Below are 19,023 nucleotides of genomic sequence, written 5' to 3' on the forward strand. Positions count from 1 at the left end.
GGCCGGCTCCCCGGAAGTACCACTATATCTAGTGGTGCCGTTTCAAAACTGGGCTAAGTATAGTGAAACGGGAGTGAATGAACAGACTTGACATGCGCCGTTCCAACACCGTGGTGCGGTATGCGGCGGCGCCACATTCCCGCAAAGCGCGCTGCCGCAAGGGTTGGCGGCAGCACGTTCGGTGCCGCACAAAAACTCGAAATTTTTTTAATGACCATGGATCATCCGATAGGTGATCCGGAGCAGGGCGCGGGGCCCTTCAAAAGGGCGGCGATTGTACCGTTATTTGCGCGCTTTGGAGGCATACGACCTCGCCGTCACATTGGCATTGCACCGATATGACGAATACGAAACCGAATTAGCCCTGTCGCAAATATGGCAATAACGCCACAGGCAACTTCGCCAGCGTGACGAACCGGGCCCAATCGAAACATGGTCCCGGATCGGTCTTGCGACCGGGTGCGATATCGCTATGTCCGGCAACGCCCTGGATCGGATAGGCGGTGCGCAGCGCAGCCACCAACGCGGCGGCCGTCGTGTATTGGGCCGGGGTGAACGGCACATCGTCCGTGCCCTCGATCTCGATGCCGATCGAGAAATCGTTGCAACGCTGCCGTCCGCAGTACTCGGACTGCCCGGCATGCCAGGCCCGTTGCGTGCAGGCCACGAACTGCACCAGTTCGCCTTCACGGGAGATCAGGAAATGCGCCGACACCCGGACATCGCGGATGGTTTGGAAGAAAGGATGGCGCGAGGCATCGAGCCGGTTCTGGAAGAACGCCTCGATATCGCCGGTGCCGAACTGTCCCGGCGGCAGGCTGATGTTGTGGATGACCACCACGTCCACCGGCATGCCATCCGGGCGTGCGTCGAAGTTCGGCGACGGCACGCGCCGCGCGGCGGGCACCCAGCCGTCGGCATCGGGCAGGTAGCCAGGCTGGTTGCCCAGCGCGCCGTGGTCAGCCATCGCGGCCCTCGTTTTCGGCGAGCGATTCACCGTCCTCGCTGGCGTCGCCACCGTCCCGGCCATCGCGCCCTTCCCGTTCGTCGCGGATACCGAGCTGCTGGATGCGATACCGCAACTGGCGGAAATTCAGGCCCAGCAACGGCGCCGCGGCCGTGCGGTTGAAGCCGGTCTGGTGTAGCGCGCGAAGAATCAGTTCCCGCTCCATGGCTTCGAGCCGGGCCGGCAGGTTGATCGGTAGTGCGAGTCCGGCCAATGCATCGGCCAACGGATCGCTTTCCCGCACGGCTGCCACCGGCGCGGGCTCGGCCGGCAACTCCGGTTCCTCGGGCTGACCTGTAAACGCCGTTACGCCAGCCGGTGCGTGAGGCGGCGCGGACCAGCCCGACGTCGAACCCCAAGCCTGATAGGCAGGCGGCGTCGTCATCTGGACCGGCGGCATCTGGCCCATGTGGGGCCCGCGCGGCTGCAGCAGGTTCGCGCGCTCCATGCCGGCTTCGAGCGGCCCGAGATCGGCCACTTCGATCTCTTCGGTCTCCGCAAACGCGTAGGCACGTTCGAGCAGGTTTTCCAGTTCGCGCACGTTACCCGGGAACGGGTAGGCACGCAGGCGCTCCAGTGCTTCGCGCGACAGCCGCTTGGGATGCGCATCGCCATAACGCACCGCCAGATGTTCGAGAATGGCCCGCGCCAGCACCGGCACGTCTTCACCGCGCTCGCGCAGCGTCGGCATGCGCAGTTCCAGCACGTTGAGCCGGTAATACAAGTCCTGGCGGAAGGTGCCGGCCGCTACCATCGCGGCCAGATCCTTGTGGCTCGCGCACATGACGCGCACATCGACGCTGTCTTCCTTGCTGGCGCCGATCTTGCGCACCCGCCGCTCCTGCAGTGCGCGCAGCAGCTTGACCTGCATGGCCAGCGGCAGGTCGGCCACCTCGTCGAGCATCAGCGTGCCGCCGTGCGCGGCCTGGAAAAAGCCACCGCGTTCAGCATCCGCGCCCGTGAAGGCACCCTTCACATGGCCAAAAAATTCGGACTCCATCAGCGTTTCCGGAATCGCGCCGCAGTTCACGGCCACGAATGGATGCACGGATCGCGCGCTGATGGCGTGGATGGCCCGCGCCGCGCGCTCCTTGCCGCTGCCGGACTCGCCACTGATCACCACCGGCGCCATGCTGCGGGCCAGCCGCGTCAGGGACCGGCGCACCTCCTGGATGGCCGCCGACTGCCCAGGCAGTAGCCCGGCAGCGCGATCGCCCAGATCGGCAATCTCCGCGCCCTCTGCAGCCACCGCACCATCCGCCGGCATGCGCTGGTGGCGGCCCAGCGCGTTGAGGATCAGCGTGCGCAACTGATCGAGCGACACCGGCTTGGCGATGTAGTCGAACGCGCCCGCCTTGAGCGCATCCACGGCATTGTCCGCGCTGCCATATGCGGTGATCACGGCCACCGGCGTGCGCTCGGGCGAGGCCGACAGTTGCCGCACGATCTCGATGCCGAGTCCGTCGCCCAGCCGCATATCGGTCAACACCAGACTGTAGCGGCGCTCGGCCAGCCGGATGCGCGCCTCGGCCAGGGAGCCGGCCATGACCACATCGTGGCCCATGCGGCGTAGCGAAATGTCGAGCAGTTCGCGCAGGTCTGCCTCGTCGTCGATGACGAGGATCGGATCAGGAGCGGACGGTCTGGCGGGCATGTTGGGAGGCGTCTTTATTGTGGTGTCAACTTGGCGAAGCAGCAGCGACGGTGTCGGGGGTCTCGATGCGCATCGTCAGCACGAAGGCTTTGGCCGGCAGTGTATCGCGAGCCCCGCCGGCCAGCATGCCCGTGCGTTCCAGCAACGCCTCCAGCGCCACGGTGCCGTAGCGCACCTGCGCATCGTTGGCGCCGCACAGCTCGCGCGCCATGAACAGGCCCAGCCCGGTGCCTTGCGGGTTGCTGGTGAAGAACGGCTCGAACAGACTGCGCTGCTGCTCGCGCGTCACCTCGGCGCCATCGTTCCAGACGATCAGTTCGGCATGGTGCTGGTCCAGCGCATGGGCCAGCAGCCGGATCGACCCCGGCAGCCGGCTGCAGTAGCGCCAGGCGTTGTCCAGGAGATTGCCCAGCACCTGCTGCAACTGCGCCGTATCGAAGATCACGGGCCGTCGCAGGTCCACTGTCACGCGGATGGCATTGGGATTCACGTCGGTGCGCGTGCCGGCCCGCGAGCGCATCTCCGCCCGCCAGCGATCCACGATGTCCGGCAACGCCTGTGAAAGATCCGCCGAACTGTGGCCGGTCTTCGGACGTCGCGAGAGTTGCAGTACGTCGGAAATCACCTGATCCAGCCGCCGCACGTTGTCGCTGATGATGCGCAGCAGGCGTGCATCGATATTGCCTTCACCGCCCTCCCCCGCGCCCGAATCGGCCAGCAGTTCATTGGCCTGGCTGATCGCCGCCAGCGGGTTGCGGATCTGGTGCGCCACGCTGGCCACCAGCCGGCCCATCGCCGCGAGTTTTTCCTGCTGCACCTGCTCGGCAATCCGCTCCCAGCTTTCGATGTGCACCAGCACCGTGTCACGCATCTCGCTGCGCAGCAGCGTCTCGTCGGCCGGACTCCATGCCATGGCCTCGTTCTGCGCGATGGCCAGCCGCAGCCGCGCCGCGCCCTCGGGAGACAGGTCATTCCAGCTTGCGGTGTCGAGCCCGGTCGGCGACGTCATCACACTGGATAGCGTCGAACGCAAGCCGGCCAGCCCGGGCAGCACAAAGCGCAGGCGCAGCCGGGTATGCAGCATCGGACTGCGCGCGGAGGTGGGACGCGACGGCAGCGGCAGCAACTGCAGGATGCGCGGCACATCGTCCTTGCGCGCGATCCAGTCGCGCAGCATTTCCATCAACGGCTGCAGCCGCGCAATCCGGCGCAGGTCGAACAACGCGTTCTCACGCTCGCCGGCGCGCACCTGCCCTTCGCGAATCCGCTCGTTGGGCTGCACCCCCAGCAGCACGAACGCTGCCGGATTGGCCGCCACCACCACGCCGTTGGCGCGCACCAACATCACGCCATCCTGCATGTCGTTGACCATCAGCCGGTTCACCAACTGCTGCAGCCGCAGCTCCTGTTCGCGCGCCAGCGCCAGTTGCTCCTGGGCGATCTGCCGATTGGCCAGCATGTACATCAGCCATGCCGCGATCATGAAGACCAGCCCAAACAGGCCCGAGCCCAGCAGGTTGGCGTCTGCCTGCCGCGCCAGCAGGGTCTGCAGGAACGGGTTGGCCATTACCAGCATGGCGGACACGGCGGCCGCCGACAGCGCAAACAGCAGGCTGGTCAGCGCGCCAGCCTCCAATGCGGGCAGCAGGAAGATCATCGCCAGCCCTTCGCCGTGGCTGCCACTGCGGCCCATCACCGTATAGACGGCCGCGAGCAACATCAGGTCGACGATGACCTGCACGCGTACGCGCAAGTGAAAATGGCGCCGCCAGAACGAGGCAACCAGCGAGAGGATGCCGATCAGCAGGTACGGCAACACGACCGGAATGGCCGCGGCAGTGCGGGCGCTGGTGGCGATGGCAATCGACATGTCCGCCGTACCGCGCTCCATGGGGAGCCAGGCATAGCCGAACAGCAGCAGAGCCATTGCCAACCGGGTCCAGCAGAAATAGCGGAGCAGGCGCCAGTGAAATTCAGGCGGCTCGGGCTGGCGCCAGAGATCGACCAGCATGCGCCAGCCGTTCAGCGACGACCACCCCGGCGCCCGCTTCATCACGCGCCGCCTTCAGCAGACGAATCGGGCAGATGGCTGCGGCGGCAATAATGCAGGCCGCGCCAGGCAATGGCATCGGTGCGCGGCAGGTGGACGCCGCATTGCGCGCATTGCACCATCGGCTCGATGGCGCCATCGCCGGTCGATGCCTCGGTCGCTGCCTGCTGGCGTTGCTGCGCGGAGTTGGTCCGGCTGGCCTCATCCCGTGCACTGGCGCGCGACCGGATCCACCAGACGATGCCCAGCACGACAGCCAGCAGTAGAAAGATTCTTGCCATGGGTCGGAGTCGCGGAAGAAAGCAGAAAAAGCGGGAGAAATGTAGAGAAGCAGACCGGCCGCAGGTCAGACCAGCCGGTGCAATACCACCTCGATCACGAAGCGGCTGCCCACATAGGCCAGCAGCAGGATGCCGAACGAGGCGATCACCCAGCGCAGCGCAGTGCGTCCACGCCAGCCGCGATAGACACGCCCGATCAGGATGCCGCCGAACATCAACCACGAGATGATCGCGAATACGGTCTTGTGATCCACACGGAAGGCCCGGGCGAACAATTGCTCGGAGAACAGGAATCCCGAGACGATCGTCAGCGTCAGCAGCACGAATCCTGCGGCGATCAGGCGAAAAAGCAGCTTCTCCAGCGTGAGCAGCGGCGGCAGCAGATCCAGCCAGCGGCCCAGCCACTGATCCGGCGCCCGTTCGCCCGTTGCGGGCCGGGTGAAACCGTGCAGGCGGCGCTCCGCCAGCAGCATCAGGAAAGCGTGGAAGGCGGCCAGGGTGAACAGGCCATACGCCACGTTGGCAATCACGAAATGCAACTTGAACAGCGGTCGTGCAGCGTAGCCAAGGATCTGCGTACCGGGGAATGCCAGCGGGATCAGGCTGGCCAGCATCGCCACGGGAAACACGATTAGCCCGAGTCCCGCCAGCGAGAAGAAAAAGCTTTCGATCCAGTAGATGCCCACGCCGAGCCACAACATCGCCGACAGCGCAAACGCGAAGCCGAAGATCATGCGGTCTGCGGGGAAGATCGTTTCGTGCAGCAGCATGCCGTGGCTGACCAGCGCCGCCATGACCAGTCCGTGCCACCAGGCCGGCTGGCCTTCCGTACGCGCGCCAGGGCCGGGCATCAGCACGGCTGCGGCCGCCGCGCCCGGTCTTCCGGGCTGGCCAAGTGTCGCCCCACCGGCCGTTGCGAGCCGCGGGTTGCGCGTTGCCCAGCCGTGAACGGCCAGGGCGCAGTAGAGAAGTGCCGTCAGGGCATACAGTACAATGGCCATTTACGCAGTTTACCCTAGTGCTTACACGGGCGGTTCGCGGGGAATCCGGACGATGGATCGCCGCCACATTACCCGCGAAAGCCCGCTGCGCCCCGCACACAAGCCGAACCTCCTCCCCCCTTTCCTGCCATGCTGGATAACCTCACTCAACGCCTGGCGCGGGTCGTCAAGACCATGCGCGGCGAGGCCCGACTGACCGAGGCCAATACCGCCGAGATGCTGCGCGAAGTGCGCCTTGCCATGCTCGAAGCCGACGTGGCGCTGCCAGTCGTGCGCGACTTCATTGCCCGCGTCAAGGAAAAGGCCCTTGGCGAGGACGTGGTCACCAGCCTCACCCCGGGCCAGGCGCTCGTGGGCGTGGTGCAGCGCGAACTTACGGCCATCATCGGCGGCGATGAAGCGCTGGCCGATGCCAAGGCCAACGAGCTGAACCTGAACGTCCAGCCTCCCGCCATCATCCTGATGGCCGGCCTGCAGGGCGCCGGCAAGACCACCACCACCGGCAAGCTGGCCAAGTGGCTCAAGGAAAACCGCAAGAAGAAGGTGCTGACGGTATCGTGCGACGTGTATCGTCCCGCCGCTATCGCCCAGCTCAAGACCGTATCCGAACAGGTGGGTGCGGACTTCTTCCCGTCGCAGCCTGACCAGAAGCCTATCGATATCGCTCGCGCCGCACTCGACTGGGCGCGCAAGCACTACCACGATGTGCTGATCGTCGACACTGCCGGCCGGCTCGGTATCGACGAGGCGATGATGCAGGAGATCGCCGCGCTCCATACGGAACTGAAGCCCGCCGAGACGCTGTTCGTGGTCGATGCCATGCTGGGCCAGGATGCCGTGAACACCGCCAAGGCGTTCAACGACGCCCTGCCGCTGACCGGTGTCGTGCTGACCAAGCTCGATGGCGATGCGCGCGGCGGTGCAGCGTTGTCCGTGCGTCACATCACGGGCCGCCCGATCAAGTTCGTGGGCGTGGGCGAAAAGCTCGACGGCCTGGAAGCCTTCCACGCCGACCGCATGGCCCAGCGAATCCTGGGCATGGGCGACATCCTTGCACTGGTCGAGGAAGCCCAGCGCGGCGTGGACATGGAAGCCGCCGAGAAGCTGGCCAAGAAGATCAAGAAGACGGGCGGCTTCGACCTGGAAGACTTCAAGGCGCAGATCGGCCAGATGAAGAAGATGGGCGGCATCGGCAGCCTGGTGGACAAGCTGCCCGCGCAGTTCGCACAGCAGGCCCAGGGTGCCAACATGGATCAGGCCGAGAAATCCGTGGGCCGCATGGAAGGCATCATCAACAGCATGACGCCGGCCGAACGTGCCAAGCCGGAACTGATCAAGGCCAGCCGCAAGCGCCGTATCGCGGCGGGCGCGGGCGTGCCGGTACAGGAAGTCAATCGCCTCCTGAACCAGTTCGACCAGATGCAAGGCATGATGAAGAAGCTCAAGGGCGGCGGCATGATGAAGATGATGCGCCAGATGGGTGGGATGAAGGGCGGCATGAAGGGCCTGTTCAACCGCTGACCGGCGGCTGCATCCGCAAGACACTACGAAACAGGACACACAATATGATGACCGCTGAACAGGCCCGCGAACTCTGGGCCAGCTCCGAAGAGATCGTCAGCGCCGCCGAGGTGCAGGAGTCGCTGGACCGCATGGCCGGCGATATCACGGAGAAGATGGGCGATGCCTTCCCGCTGGTGCTGTCCGTGATGGGCGGTGCCGTGGTCTTCACCGGCATGCTGCTGCCCAAGCTGCAGTTCCCGCTGGAGTTCGACTACATCCACCTCTCGCGCTACAACAACAAGACCGTGGGCGGCGAAATGCAGTGGCGCGTGGCACCGCGCGAATCGGTCAAGGACCGTGTGGTGCTGGTGCTCGACGACATCCTGGACGAAGGCGAGACCATGGCCGCCATCCGCCAGCGCATCATGGACATGGGCGCCAAGGAATTCCACGCCGCCGTGCTGTGCGAGAAGACGCTCACCAAGCTCAAGCCGATGCATCCGGACTTCTGCGGCTTCAAGGTGCCGGATCGCTACGTCTTCGGTTGCGGCATGGACGTCAAGGGCTACTGGCGCAACCTCGGCGCCATCCGCGCCCTGGTCTGAACCTCAGTCTGTCCACCCCTCCCGGCGCCCCGCTCAGTGCGGATGGGCGCCGAGGATGGGATACAGGGAAGCCAGCAGCAACAGCGCCATCGTCACATTGAACACGCGCAGCACGCGCGGATTCGCCAGCCACTGCCGCAGCGCGGCGCCAAACACTGCCCAAGTCGTGATGCTCGGCAGGTTCACGACGCCGCACAGCGCCGCCATCAGCGCGGCATTGACCCACAGATTGGGATGCAGTACATAGGCGCTGCATGCGCCCACCGCCATCACCCACGCCTTCGGATTCACCCACTGGAACGCCGCCGCGCGCAGAAAGCTCATCGGCCGCGCCACCTCGCGATCCTGCAATCCGCCCGCCGTGGCCAGCTTCCAGGCCAGCCAGACCAAGTAGGCCGTGGCCGCCACACGCAGTACGCTCCACGTCCACGGAAACGCCGTGAACACCGAACCCAACCCTAGCCCGACCACGATCATCATGATCACCATGCCGATGCAGATGCCAAACAAATGCGGCACCGTCCGGCGCAGGCCAAAGTTCACGCCCGAGGCAAGCAGCATCGTGTTGTTGGGACCGGGGGTGATCGACGAGACGAGCACGAAAGCCGCATAGGCCATCAGCGCGCCAGTGCTTGCTGCAAGTTCGGGAGGAAGGGTCAGAGCCATGACGGCGCTCCAGGAAAATCAGGACAGGCGCTCAGTCTATGGACGGCGAACGGTACAGTACCGATACAGTTAGATCAAAAAGTGCCGGTACGGGGCCGGGTGCTCTGGAAGGCTAGTGCCGCGAAGCATTGACGGCCACGGCGATCGCCATCCCCAACAGCACTACCCCGGTCATCCGTTCCACGGTTCGCACCGAGCGGACAAACCGCCGCATCACCGCCGGATGACGGACAGCTGCGGCCACCGCCACATCCCACAGCAACACCACGCCAAACATCCAGACGCCATAGGCCGCCTGCGCGGCGAGCGGTGTGCGCTGCCCGGCGAGGACGGCGAACAGGCTCGCGTAGAACAACCCGTTCTTGGGATTCAGCACAGCCGAGAGAAAGCCCGTGCCCACGTGCATGAGCCAAGCGCCGCGCGGCGCGGTATCGGTCTGGTCGGAGAGTATCTCTACACTCCCGTGCGCGCGCAGGAATCGCCAGCCCATCCACGCCAGATAGCCGCAGCCCGACCATTGCAAGGTGATGAAGACGCCGTTGACACCTGCCGATGCCGCGAGTCCCGCCATCGCCAGCGCGATATAGACACCGTTGCCCAGCGCGATGCCCAGGCACACGCCCGAGGCGCGCCGCACGCCCTCGACCATCGCCGCGCGCACAACCAGGAAGAAGTCCGGCCCGGGACTCAACAATGCCAGCGCGTGCGCGCCCGCGACCATCGCAAACTGCTGCCAGGGAAAATGTTCCATCGCCATACTCCATGCCGCAAAGGGACGGAGTCTGGAGAGATCGGCGCGGCGAGGATTGTAGAAAATTGCGCCCGGCCCGATTCGGTGGATTCAGCGGATTCAGCCGACGCGCTGATACGCGCCCGGCGTCATCGCTACCCGCTGCCGGAAGGCCCGGTGGAAATGGCTCTGATCGGCAAACCCGAGCTGCTGCGCCACGTCCGCTGGTGCGTCGCCCTGGCGCAGCAGGTGTCGCGCGCGGTTGATGCGAATGTCGAGCTGATAGGCATGGGGCGTCATGCCGAACTGCGCGCGGAACTGCCGGATCAACTGATAACGGCTCAGGCCCGCCACAGCAGCCAGTTCGGCCAGCGGCAGGCGATCGTCATGACGCGACTGCAGCATTGCGGTGACATCGTGCAGGTCCTGGGCATCGCTGCGTTGGGCATCCATGCCATCGCCGAGCATCTCCTGCAGGTCGCCGATACATGCCACCAGCGCCGATTCCTTTTCCACGGGATCGCTATCGGAAAACAGCACGGCATTCAGCGCGCAGACTGCCGCGTAAGCCTCCGCATCATGCGTGACGTGGATGCGCCGCAGCCCGGCCCGACCGGCCTCGTCGAGCACCGCATCGGCCCAGGCCGCTTCGATATGGATCATCTGGTAGCTCCACGCTGCATCGGGCTCGGGATTACACGCGTGGACGCAACCAGCCGGCACCCAGACCACTGCGCCCGGCGCGAGTCGCGTGACGTACGGGTCGTGGGTAAAGACGCTCCGGCCAGCGTCGACGGCGCCAACCGAGACCGTGGGATGGGTATGCGGAAGATAGGCGGCCCGACTGTCGCAGGCACTGCGACTCTCGACCATCGGCAAGGCAGGATCGAACCAGTATCGGGTGGCCTTGGCCGTCATGACGGGCTCAAGGCTTGCTGCGATACGGCAGTTCGCGCAGCCACTTGGTGGCGATCCACTTCTCGCCCGACTCCACCGGCAACCCCGCGTGCAGCGTGCGCTCGTCGAGTCCACCGTCGGGGAGCTTGTAGCTGAAGAACACCGCATTGCCCTTGACCGGTGCGACTTCGAGTCCAAGTCGTGGAAACGCCGTGGCACCGCCTGCTGGCGGGCTGTTCAGGTAGATCACCAGCGTGGCAACGCGCTGACCACCGACGCGCAGTTGGCGCGCTTCGCCAGGGCGTTGCGGATTGAAGAAATCGAAGTGCGGCTGATACTCGCCGCCGGGCTTGTAGTTCAGGATCTGCAGGCCCTCGCCATGGTCGGCGGGCAGGCCCGTTACTGCGGCGATGCGCGCCTCGATCCGCTCGATCAGCGCGTGCTCGCCCACCTGGAACATCGCGCCCATGCTGGTGCGGGCGTCGATCAGGTTCTCGGCACCGGTATCGGGATTGACCACCGGCGAGCGATGCAGCCGGTCTCTTGCGAGCGATATCAGCGCGTCGCACTCGGTGCCGTCGAGCAGGTTCTGCAGAAGCAGGATGCGCGGCGCTTCGAGTGCGAAGAGGATCGGAATCTCGCGTCCTTCGTGGCGGAAGACGTTGCTGCCGGCACCGGCCTCAGGCATCGCCTGCGCAGTTGCCCCGGCGGTAGGCTGAAGCATCGGCTGCCGGGCCTGCATCGGCATGGGCGCCTGCGCCGGCGTTGGCCGGATCGGCGCACGATGGCCCAGCGCAGCATTCACCGTATCGCGAGCAAACCCGGCGTCGTACCCCGAGCGCAGCATCGACAGCACCAGCGATTCGGCGTCGAAGCCCTGATCGATATGGCGACGCAACCACTGTTCAAGCTCGGGCGACGAAGCGCTATAGCCCGTGCGATGCTCGCGCGTCATGACGGATTGGCCAGCCGCTGCGGCGAGAACGGATTGCGCGCGGGCAGTTCCGGCGGCAGCGTTCGGCGCGACGGCGTATTGACAACCGGCGCCGCGCCATCGGGATCGCCAGCAATCGTCACGGTGGCTTCCGAGTACTGCCAGCGCTTCCATGCGGCAAGCACCGCGTTCGGATACTCGGGACGTCCCCGGCTGCCGTTGTAGCGGCCCAGCGCCAGGAACAGGTCGCCATTCTCGCGATCGAGGTAGTGGCGCAGGATCGTGCAACCGTAGCGCAGGTTGCTTTGCAGATGGAACAGCTTGCGCGTGTCACCGTCGCCGATGGTGCGCACCCAGAACGGCATCACCTGCATCAACCCGCGCGCATCCGCCGAGCTGATCGCATACTTCCGAAAACCGCTCTCGACCTGCACCAGGCCCAGCACCAGCGATGGCTCCAGTCCCGCGCGCTTGGCTTCGTAATAGACGGATTCGATCAGCTCGACGCGCGCCTGCGGGTTCGGCATCCGCGACTCCAGCCGCACCGACATCTCCCCGAGCCACTTCAGGTAGCCCATCTTCTCGCCGCCTGACGCAAACGTCGGGCGCACGGGACGGTTGTCGGCGATGGCTGCGGCCAGCGCGCCACGGACGGAATCGGCGAGTGCCTCCTCCTTCTGCGCGCCGGCATGGGCGGGCATCGCCACGGCACAGAGTAGCAAGGCCGCGGCGAGCGCCGCAGACCAGCGGCGCGGCATCGTGAGAGCAGATTGACGAAACACCAGGCGCATGACGATAGGCGACCGATCAGCCGGCCAGCAGGCCACGCACATGCGCAACCACGTTGGCCACGGCGACCGGCGTCGCCTGCACGTCGCGTCGGCCCTGGTACTCGACGTTGCCTTCCTTCAGGCCACGGTCGCCCACCACCACGCGGTGCGGCACGCCAATCAGCTCCCAGTCGGCAAACATCACGCCCGGGCGCTCGCCACGATCGTCCAGAATCACGTCGACGCCGGCGGCCAGCAGTTCGGCGTGAATACGGTCCGCCTCGGCCTTCACGGCCTCGTTGCGGTCATAACCGACCGGGCACACCACCACTGCGAACGGGGCGATGGCGGCCGGCCAGATGATGCCGCGCTCGTCGTAGTTCTGCTCGATTGCCGCGCCCAGGATACGGGTCACGCCAATGCCGTAGCAGCCCATCTGCATCGGCTGGGTCTTGCCGTTCTCGTCGAGATACGTGGCGCGCATCGATTCCGAGTAGCGCGTGCCGAGCATGAACACGTGGCCCACCTCGATCCCGCGGCAGATTTCCAGCGTGCCCTTGCCGTCCGGCGAAGCATCGCCAGCCACCACGTTGCGCAGATCCGCCACCACGGGCTCGGGCAGGTCGCGGCCCCAGTTCACACCCGTGTAGTGATAATCGCGCTCGTTGGCGCCGCAGCAGAAATCGGCCATGTTGGCCACCGTGCGGTCCGCCACCAGCTTGACTGGCTTTTTCGTGCCGATCGGGCCGAGGTAGCCCGGGGGCGAGCCGAACGTGTCGACGATCTCGCTTTCGGTGGCGAATCGGAACTCAGTCAGGCCCGGCACCTTCGATGCCTTCACTTCGTTCAGTTCGTGGTCGCCACGGATCAGCAATAGCCAGATCTGCACGCCCGCATCGCCCTCGGTGGCCAGCACAATCGACTTGACCGTGCTTGCCAGCGGGATGCCCAGGAACTCGGCCACGTGCTCGCACTTGGCCTTCTCGGGCGTCGAGGTCTTCTTCAGTTCCTCGGCCGGTGCAGCGCGCTCGGCCTGCAGCGGCAGGGCCTCGGCAGCTTCCATATTGGCCGCGTACTCCGACGTGGGGCAATAGACGATAGCGTCTTCGCCAGTCTCTGCAATCACGTGGAACTCGTGCGAACCGGAGCCGCCAATGGCGCCGTTGTCGGCCGCCACGGCGCGGAACTCCAGGCCGAAACGCTGGAAGATGCGCGTGTAGGCGTCGTACATGTTCCGGTACGAGACCTTCAGGCCCTCCACGTCACGGTCGAACGAGTACGCGTCCTTCATCGTGAATTCGCGGCCGCGCATGATCCCGAAGCGGGGACGGCGCTCGTCGCGGAACTTGGTCTGAATCTGATAGAAATTGACCGGCAGTTGCTTGTAGCTGCGGATATCGCTGCGGGCGATATCGGTCACCACTTCCTCGGACGTGGGCTGGACGGCGAAATCGCGCTCGTGGCGATCCTTCAGGCGCAGCAGTTCCGGGCCCATCTTGTCCCAGCGACCCGTTTCCTGCCAGAGCTCGGCCGGCTGGATGACCGGCATCGACAGTTCCACCGCACCAGCGCGGTTCATTTCCTCGCGCACGATGTTCTCCACCTTGCGGATCACGCGCAGCCCCACCGGCATGTAGCTGTAGATGCCGGCGCCAAGCTTCTTGATCATGCCGGCGCGCATCATCAGCTTGTGGGACACGATTTCCGCGTCCGCGGGTGCTTCCTTGAGGGTGGAAATGAAGAATTGCGAGGCTTTCATGCGTTGCTTTCTCGTAAGACCGGGCACGGCGGGTCGTTCCGACCGCGCCGCCCGCCCGGCTGCCATGGGCTGCCATTGGAGAGGACGCGCCTGAAACTGCCCATTTGCTCGGGAAAACCAGCATTCCCCGCGGCGGGCCTAGTTGCGCGCATCCTTTATAATCGTCGTAATTCTAAAGGATTCGAGGTGCAGTCATGCTCGATCGTGAAGGCTTTCGCCCGAACGTCGGCATCATCCTCATCAACGCACGTAACGAGGTCTTCTGGGGCAAGCGAATCGGCGAACACTCCTGGCAGTTTCCGCAAGGTGGCATCAAGTACGGCGAAACGCCTGAACAGGCCATGTACCGCGAGCTACAGGAAGAAGTCGGCCTGCTACCGGAGCACGTCAGGATCGTCGGTCGCACGCGCGACTGGCTGCGTTATGAGGTGCCGGACAAGTTCATCCGCCGCGAGATCCGCGGCCATTACAGGGGCCAGAAACAAATCTGGTTTTTGCTGCGCATGGTGTGTCGCGATTGCGACATCCACCTGCGTGCCTCAGACCATCCCGAATTCGACGCCTGGCGCTGGAGCCAGTACTGGGTACCGCTGGACGCAGTCATCGAATTCAAGCGCGACGTGTACCAGCTGGCGCTGACCGAGTTGTCACGCTTCCTGCATCGCGCCCGCGTGCCGTTGAGCCCGTACGGGCACCACCATGGTCACCAAGGTCGTCATGGCGATGACGCGCGTCCGGTGCATCAGGTGGCGGACGAATCCAATGTCGAACCGGCAGCGGACACCCCATCGGTTACCATCCACGCGACAGCGCAAGCTGCTGAAGTGCCGGCGACCGCATCTGTTGCGCCGGCCAGTCCGGCAACCACCTCACGGAGTTCAGATGAATAGTTTCAGCGGCCGGGGCCTTCGTGCCGGCCTGTTGTGCATGACCGCCTGCCTGGTGCTGGCGGGTTGCAAGACCACCGGCAAGGGCATGCCCGAGGAAGAGGAAAAGGCCAGCAGCAGCGGCTTCGTCAATCCGTTCGAGGACAAGCCGTTCAAGGAACAGCAGACCACGCTGCCCGCGTTGCCCCAGGATGCCGACCTGATTCCCTTCTCGGTCAACGACTCGTCGGACAATTTCCGATTCGCCGTGGATCAGAAGTCCATCTCCGTGGGCGATGACAACGTGGTGCGCTACACCGTGGTCATCACCAGCACGGGCGGCGGCCGCAACGTCAGCTACGAAGGCTTGCGTTGCGATGCCTTCGAGCGTCGCATCTACGCCACGCTGCCCAAGGACGCCCCCGCCTGGGTGCCGAACATGGGCGAGGAACGCGACTTGTGGATTCGCATGCAGACCCGTGCACGCAACGCCTATGCGGCAACGCTGGCGCGGGACTACTTCTGCGATGGGCGCACCGTGGCAGGCAAGCCAGATCGCCTGATCCGCGACCTGAAGGCATATGCACCGCGCCGGACCGGACCGTGAGCTGACGTCGATTTGCGCCAAAACAAAACGGCGAGCCCAGTTGGCTCGCCGTTTTGTTTTGTATCCCTTGGTTGCGTGCTGCTGATTCGCTACCGGGTCAATCTCAAACCAGAACGAGGTTGTCGCGATGAATCAGTTCGGGCTCGTTCAGGTGCCCCAGCACCGATTCAATTTCTGACGATGGCTTGCGTGCGATCAATCGCGCCTCGGCGCTGGAATAGTTCGTGATGCCGCGCGCGACCTCGCGACCTTCCGTATCCACGCACGCGATGACCTCGCCGCGCGCGAACTCGCCCTGCACCTCGGTCACCCCGATCGGCAGCAGCGACTTGCCGCCTCCGGTCAGCTTCTCCACCGCACCGGCGTCGATCAGCACACGACCGCGCAACTGCAGGTGATCGGCCATCCATTGCTTGCGAGCGGTCAGCCGACCCGTCGGTGCCAGCAACTGCGTACCGATCGCCTCGCCCGTCGCCAGACGTCCGAGAACATCCTGCTCGCGGCCCGAGGCAATCGTTGTGTGCGCGCCCGACTTGGCCGCACGCTTGGCAGCAAGGATCTTGGTCAGCATGCCACCCCGACCGATCGACGAACCCGCGCCGCCGGCCATCGCCTCCAGTTCCGGCGTGCCCGCCAGCGCCTCGTCGACGAACTGGGCGGCCGGGTCCTTGCGTGGATCGGCGGTGTAGAGGCCGCGCTGATCGGTGAGGATCACCAGCGCATCGCCTTCGATCAGGTTGGTGACCAGTGCGCCGAGCGTATCGTTGTCGCCGAACTTGATTTCGTCGGTAACCACGGTGTCGTTCTCGTTGATGATCGGCACCACGCCAAGCCCCAGCAGCGTCAGCAGCGTGGAGCGTGCATTCAGGTAGCGCTCGCGATCCGCCAGATCGGCATGGGTCAGCAATACCTGCGCGGTACGGATGCCATAGCGCCCAAACTGGCTTTCGTAGACCTGCGCCAGGCCCATCTGGCCCACGGCGGCGGCAGCCTGCAGTTCGTGAATTTCCTTGGGACGCCGCGACCAGCCCAGCCGTTGCATCCCTTCGGCGATGGCGCCCGAACTGACCAGCACCACTTCCTTGCCCGTGCCGCGCAACTTGGCAATCTGCGCCGCCCAGCGTGCGATGGCATCGTGATCCAGCCCTTTGCCGTCGTTGGTAACCAGGCTCGAACCTACTTTGACGACGATGCGTTTTGCCTGGGCGATGACCGATTGCATGGCGGGGTCCTGTCTCCGGTGGTGCTTATGATGATTGGCGGGTGCCGGTTCAGCCTTCGGATCCGTCCCGCTCGACGTTGTGCAAACGGTCGTCCAGTCGGATATCGGGCTCGGCCAGCGCTGCGGCCTCTTCGGCCTTCAACGCGACCAGGTGATCCTTGATCGCGTAGATCAGTTCGCGGCAGCCCTCGCCGGTCAGCGCCGAGATATGGAACACCGGACCCTTCCACTTGTAGCGCTTGATGAAGTCCTTGATGCGGGCTGCGCGTTCCTCTTCGGGCACCACGTCCAGCTTGTTCAGCACGAGCCAGCGCGGCTTCTCGTACAGCGATTCGTCGTACTTCTTCAGCTCGTTGACGATGGCCTTGGCCTCCGCCACCGGGTCCACCGCTTCGTCGAACGGGGCGAGGTCCACGATATGGAGCAGCAGGCCAGTGCGCTGCAGGTGGCGCAGGAACTGGTGACCCAGCCCGGCACCCTCGGCGGCGCCCTCGATCAGGCCAGGAATATCGGCCACGACAAATGACTGCTCATGATCCACGCGGACCACGCCCAGGTTCGGGTGGAGCGTGGTGAACGGGTAGTCGGCCACCTTCGGGCGGGCATTCGAGATATGCGAGATCAGGGTCGATTTGCCCGCGTTGGGCATGCCCAGCAGGCCCACGTCCGCCAGCACCTTCAGCTCGAGCTTCAGCATGCGGCGTTCGCCGGGCTTGCCGTCCACCTGCTGGCGCGGCGCGCGGTTGGTACTCGACTTGAAGTGCAGGTTGCCCCAGCCGCCGATGCCGCCTTCGGCCAGGCACACCAACTGACCATGCTCGGTCAGGTCGGCCAGGACCTGGTCGGTATCCATGTCGATGATTTGCGTGCCCACGGGCATGCGCAGCGTGATGTCTTCGCCAGCCGCGCCGTAGCAGTCTGCCCCACGGCCGTTCTCGCCGTTCTTCGCCACGTGCTTCTTGGCGTAGCGGAAATCGATCAGCGTATTGATATTGCGGTCGGCCTGCGCGAATACGCTGCCGCCCCGCCCACCGTCACCACCATCGGGGCCGCCGAACGGCACGAATTTTTCGCGACGCATCGAAGCACTTCCGTTGCCGCCATTGCCGGCGATCGCTTCGATACGAGCTTCGTCGATGAACTTCATATTAGTTTTCTTTCCGAGGAGGTTCCGGCAAGCAAGTTGCCGACCGAAAACGCTGCCAAAACGGAGCGAGGCGTTCTGGACCAGACGTGGCCGCAGACAGTAAATGTTACGGCAAGGCCGTGCCCCAACGCCAGAATCGTTTGGGTAGCGTTCTCAAAACAAAAAAAGCCCCGCATGCGATGCGGGGCCTTTCGTGCTGCAAAGGCTGTTATCAGGCCGCCGGGACGACGCTGACTTGCTGCTTCTTGGCAGCGCCCTTGACGGCGAACTGCACGTGGCCGTCCACCAGCGCGAACAGGGTGTGGTCCTTGCCCACGCCCACGTTATCGCCAGCGTGAACACGCGTGCCGCGTTGACGAACGATGATGCCGCCGGCGTTGATAGCCTGACCACCGAACACCTTCACGCCCAGACGCTTCGATTCCGAATCACGGCCGTTCCGCGTGGAACCGCCGCCTTTTTTCTGTGCCATGTCTTAACTCCAGTTGACCTATTGCGATGTTGCCTGTGTCCGAGCCGAGGCTCAGGCCACGATGGCTTCGATGCGCAGTTCGGTGTAATTCTGACGATGGCCCTGACGCTTCTGGTAGTGCTTGCGACGGCGCATCTTGAAGATCTTCACCTTGTCGTGACGACCTTGGGCGATAACGGTAGCCTTGACGGAAGCCCCGCTCACCAGCGGCGTACCAAATTTGATTTGGTCGCCAGCGCCCACTGCGAGCACCTGGTCCAGCGTGATTTCTGCGCCAATGTCAGCCGGTATCTGTTCTACTTTAAGTTTTTCGCCAGCAGCAACCTTGTATTGCTTGCCGCCGGTTTTTACGACCGCGTACATTGTCGAACCTCTCATGTATGAATGAAACGAGGAATGCTGCCCCGACGGCCGAAGCCGCCCGAGCCGGCGCCGTTTCGTGCGCCGCAAACGGTGCGCGCACGTAGACGCGACCGAAGGAACCGGGGATTATAGCGCTGTTTACAGAAAAGGCAAAGAAAACAACGAGATAGCCAGCCGGAGCACAGGCTGCGGCGGGAGGCGCACACCGAGGTTGCGCGGATCAGGTCAGGTCGGCCAGCAGAAACCCGGCCAGGGCAGCGAACGCCACCCACCAGGCGGTGCGACGGACCTGCGGTCGAGTCGATCGAGGCTTGTCCATGCGCGGCATTATAGATGCACGGTACCCCGCCCCACATCATGACTAACCCGCCCGAGGAACCACTCGGTCGCCGGAAGGGAACCGTCATACACCAACGCGCATCGCATATAATCCCCCGGTTTCGCGAATCGGTGATCTGATCTTGTCCCAGTCTTCCGCCACTGCCTTGCT

19 protein-coding genes are annotated in these 19,023 nt (G+C 64.6%); 4 read left to right on the forward strand and 15 right to left on the reverse strand.

The features are described from left to right. Positions 1 to 358: 358 nt before the first annotated feature. The 5 genes from ampD to GA566_RS13595 form a co-directional block, all read right to left on the reverse strand. Positions 359 to 967 (reverse strand): 1,6-anhydro-N-acetylmuramyl-L-alanine amidase AmpD, encoded by a 609-nt coding sequence (gene ampD, locus GA566_RS13575; RefSeq protein WP_160472975.1) that lies wholly within the window; start codon positions 965 to 967, stop codon positions 359 to 361. Beyond that, on the reverse strand, positions 960 to 2,660 hold the full coding sequence (locus tag GA566_RS13580) for a sigma-54 dependent transcriptional regulator (protein ID WP_160472976.1): 1,701 nt from the start codon (positions 2,658 to 2,660) through the stop codon (positions 960 to 962). Before GA566_RS13580 ends, ampD begins: the two co-directional genes overlap by 8 nt. A 25-nt stretch (positions 2,661 to 2,685) precedes the next feature. Further along, the gene (locus GA566_RS13585; RefSeq protein ID WP_137923343.1) at positions 2,686 to 4,713 is read right to left on the reverse strand and encodes a histidine kinase dimerization/phospho-acceptor domain-containing protein; all 2,028 of its coding nucleotides are present in this window, start codon (positions 4,711 to 4,713) and stop codon (positions 2,686 to 2,688) included. Then, on the reverse strand, positions 4,713 to 4,991 hold the full coding sequence (locus tag GA566_RS13590; protein ID WP_137923344.1) for a PP0621 family protein: 279 nt from the start codon (positions 4,989 to 4,991) through the stop codon (positions 4,713 to 4,715). Before GA566_RS13590 ends, GA566_RS13585 begins: the two co-directional genes overlap by 1 nt. A gap of 65 nt (positions 4,992 to 5,056) precedes the next feature. After that, positions 5,057 to 5,992, reverse strand: a complete 936-nt coding sequence (locus tag GA566_RS13595; RefSeq protein ID WP_137923345.1) for an inner membrane protein YpjD — start codon at positions 5,990 to 5,992, stop codon at positions 5,057 to 5,059. 129 nt (positions 5,993 to 6,121) lie between these two features. On the opposite strand from GA566_RS13595, the gene ffh reads away from it, so the two are divergent. Further along, positions 6,122 to 7,513, forward strand: a complete 1,392-nt coding sequence (ffh, locus tag GA566_RS13600; RefSeq protein ID WP_137923346.1) for a signal recognition particle protein — start codon at positions 6,122 to 6,124, stop codon at positions 7,511 to 7,513. 44 nt (positions 7,514 to 7,557) lie between these two features. Beyond that, positions 7,558 to 8,100: a hypoxanthine-guanine phosphoribosyltransferase gene (locus GA566_RS13605; RefSeq protein ID WP_137923347.1), complete on the forward strand. Its 543-nt coding sequence runs from the start codon at positions 7,558 to 7,560 to the stop codon at positions 8,098 to 8,100. Between the two features lie 33 nt (positions 8,101 to 8,133). On the opposite strand, the gene GA566_RS13610 is transcribed toward GA566_RS13605, so the two are convergent. From GA566_RS13610 to GA566_RS13635, 6 genes are all read right to left on the reverse strand, one after another. After that, positions 8,134 to 8,766, reverse strand: coding sequence for a LysE family translocator (locus tag GA566_RS13610; RefSeq protein ID WP_160472977.1), 633 nt, complete (start codon positions 8,764 to 8,766; stop codon positions 8,134 to 8,136). 112 nt (positions 8,767 to 8,878) lie between these two features. Further along, positions 8,879 to 9,517 (reverse strand): LysE family translocator, encoded by a 639-nt coding sequence (locus GA566_RS13615; protein WP_160472978.1) that lies wholly within the window; start codon positions 9,515 to 9,517, stop codon positions 8,879 to 8,881. A gap of 99 nt (positions 9,518 to 9,616) precedes the next feature. Continuing rightward, a complete protein-coding gene (locus GA566_RS13620) occupies positions 9,617 to 10,414 on the reverse strand; it encodes an AraC family transcriptional regulator (RefSeq protein WP_160472979.1) in 798 nt (265 codons plus the stop codon). A 7-nt stretch (positions 10,415 to 10,421) separates the two neighbouring features. Then, complete coding sequence (locus tag GA566_RS13625) at positions 10,422 to 11,348, reverse strand: 2OG-Fe(II) oxygenase (RefSeq protein ID WP_160472980.1); 927 nt, start codon at positions 11,346 to 11,348, stop codon at positions 10,422 to 10,424. After that, positions 11,345 to 12,085 (reverse strand): lytic transglycosylase domain-containing protein, encoded by a 741-nt coding sequence (locus tag GA566_RS13630; RefSeq protein ID WP_137923395.1) that lies wholly within the window; start codon positions 12,083 to 12,085, stop codon positions 11,345 to 11,347. The genes GA566_RS13625 and GA566_RS13630 overlap by 4 nt, the downstream gene beginning before the upstream one ends. 49 nt (positions 12,086 to 12,134) lie before the next feature. After that, on the reverse strand, positions 12,135 to 13,856 hold the full coding sequence (locus tag GA566_RS13635; RefSeq protein WP_160472981.1) for a proline--tRNA ligase: 1,722 nt from the start codon (positions 13,854 to 13,856) through the stop codon (positions 12,135 to 12,137). A 194-nt stretch (positions 13,857 to 14,050) separates the two neighbouring features. Between GA566_RS13635 and GA566_RS13640 the strand changes: the two genes are divergently transcribed. Further along, on the forward strand, positions 14,051 to 14,746 hold the full coding sequence (locus tag GA566_RS13640) for an RNA pyrophosphohydrolase (protein ID WP_137923353.1): 696 nt from the start codon (positions 14,051 to 14,053) through the stop codon (positions 14,744 to 14,746). Beyond that, the gene (locus tag GA566_RS13645; RefSeq protein ID WP_137923354.1) at positions 14,739 to 15,329 is read left to right on the forward strand and encodes a CNP1-like family protein; all 591 of its coding nucleotides are present in this window, start codon (positions 14,739 to 14,741) and stop codon (positions 15,327 to 15,329) included. The genes GA566_RS13640 and GA566_RS13645 overlap by 8 nt, the downstream gene beginning before the upstream one ends. Positions 15,330 to 15,432: 103 nt before the next feature. On the opposite strand, the gene proB is transcribed toward GA566_RS13645, so the two are convergent. The 4 genes from proB to rplU all read right to left on the reverse strand — a co-directional run bounded on the left by proB (position 15,433) and on the right by rplU (position 18,533). Further along, positions 15,433 to 16,551, reverse strand: coding sequence for a glutamate 5-kinase (proB, locus tag GA566_RS13650; RefSeq protein WP_137923355.1), 1,119 nt, complete (start codon positions 16,549 to 16,551; stop codon positions 15,433 to 15,435). Between the two features lie 49 nt (positions 16,552 to 16,600). Continuing rightward, positions 16,601 to 17,698: a GTPase ObgE gene (gene obgE, locus GA566_RS13655; protein WP_160472982.1), complete on the reverse strand. Its 1,098-nt coding sequence runs from the start codon at positions 17,696 to 17,698 to the stop codon at positions 16,601 to 16,603. Between the two features lie 211 nt (positions 17,699 to 17,909). Then, a complete protein-coding gene (rpmA, locus tag GA566_RS13660) occupies positions 17,910 to 18,170 on the reverse strand; it encodes a 50S ribosomal protein L27 (protein ID WP_071015560.1) in 261 nt (86 codons plus the stop codon). A 51-nt stretch (positions 18,171 to 18,221) separates the two neighbouring features. Further along, positions 18,222 to 18,533, reverse strand: coding sequence for a 50S ribosomal protein L21 (gene rplU / locus GA566_RS13665; protein WP_008647259.1), 312 nt, complete (start codon positions 18,531 to 18,533; stop codon positions 18,222 to 18,224). Between the last annotated feature and the right edge of the window lie 490 nt (positions 18,534 to 19,023).

This window comes from Cupriavidus sp. SW-Y-13 (assembly GCF_009793345.1).
Taxonomy (GTDB): domain Bacteria; phylum Pseudomonadota; class Gammaproteobacteria; order Burkholderiales; family Burkholderiaceae; genus Cupriavidus.

Excerpts from the sequence above, each read along its gene's own strand:
- ampD (WP_160472975.1), bottom strand. The coding sequence starts at position 967 with ATGGCTGACCACGGCGCGCTGGGCAACCAGCCTGGCTACCTGCCCGAT.
- GA566_RS13580 (WP_160472976.1), bottom strand. The coding sequence starts at position 2,660 with ATGCCCGCCAGACCGTCCGCTCCTGATCCGATCCTCGTCATCGACGAC.
- GA566_RS13585 (WP_137923343.1), bottom strand. The coding sequence starts at position 4,713 with ATGAAGCGGGCGCCGGGGTGGTCGTCGCTGAACGGCTGGCGCATGCTG.
- GA566_RS13590 (WP_137923344.1), bottom strand. The coding sequence starts at position 4,991 with ATGGCAAGAATCTTTCTACTGCTGGCTGTCGTGCTGGGCATCGTCTGG.
- GA566_RS13595 (WP_137923345.1), bottom strand. The coding sequence starts at position 5,992 with ATGGCCATTGTACTGTATGCCCTGACGGCACTTCTCTACTGCGCCCTG.
- ffh (WP_137923346.1), top strand. The coding sequence starts at position 6,122 with ATGCTGGATAACCTCACTCAACGCCTGGCGCGGGTCGTCAAGACCATG.
- GA566_RS13605 (WP_137923347.1), top strand. The coding sequence starts at position 7,558 with ATGATGACCGCTGAACAGGCCCGCGAACTCTGGGCCAGCTCCGAAGAG.
- GA566_RS13610 (WP_160472977.1), bottom strand. The coding sequence starts at position 8,766 with ATGGCTCTGACCCTTCCTCCCGAACTTGCAGCAAGCACTGGCGCGCTG.
- GA566_RS13615 (WP_160472978.1), bottom strand. The coding sequence starts at position 9,517 with ATGGAACATTTTCCCTGGCAGCAGTTTGCGATGGTCGCGGGCGCGCAC.
- GA566_RS13620 (WP_160472979.1), bottom strand. The coding sequence starts at position 10,414 with ATGACGGCCAAGGCCACCCGATACTGGTTCGATCCTGCCTTGCCGATG.
- GA566_RS13625 (WP_160472980.1), bottom strand. The coding sequence starts at position 11,348 with ATGACGCGCGAGCATCGCACGGGCTATAGCGCTTCGTCGCCCGAGCTT.
- GA566_RS13630 (WP_137923395.1), bottom strand. The coding sequence starts at position 12,085 with ATGCCGCGCCGCTGGTCTGCGGCGCTCGCCGCGGCCTTGCTACTCTGT.
- GA566_RS13635 (WP_160472981.1), bottom strand. The coding sequence starts at position 13,856 with ATGAAAGCCTCGCAATTCTTCATTTCCACCCTCAAGGAAGCACCCGCG.
- GA566_RS13640 (WP_137923353.1), top strand. The coding sequence starts at position 14,051 with ATGCTCGATCGTGAAGGCTTTCGCCCGAACGTCGGCATCATCCTCATC.
- GA566_RS13645 (WP_137923354.1), top strand. The coding sequence starts at position 14,739 with ATGAATAGTTTCAGCGGCCGGGGCCTTCGTGCCGGCCTGTTGTGCATG.
- proB (WP_137923355.1), bottom strand. The coding sequence starts at position 16,551 with ATGCAATCGGTCATCGCCCAGGCAAAACGCATCGTCGTCAAAGTAGGT.
- obgE (WP_160472982.1), bottom strand. The coding sequence starts at position 17,698 with ATGAAGTTCATCGACGAAGCTCGTATCGAAGCGATCGCCGGCAATGGC.
- rpmA (WP_071015560.1), bottom strand. The coding sequence starts at position 18,170 with ATGGCACAGAAAAAAGGCGGCGGTTCCACGCGGAACGGCCGTGATTCG.
- rplU (WP_008647259.1), bottom strand. The coding sequence starts at position 18,533 with ATGTACGCGGTCGTAAAAACCGGCGGCAAGCAATACAAGGTTGCTGCT.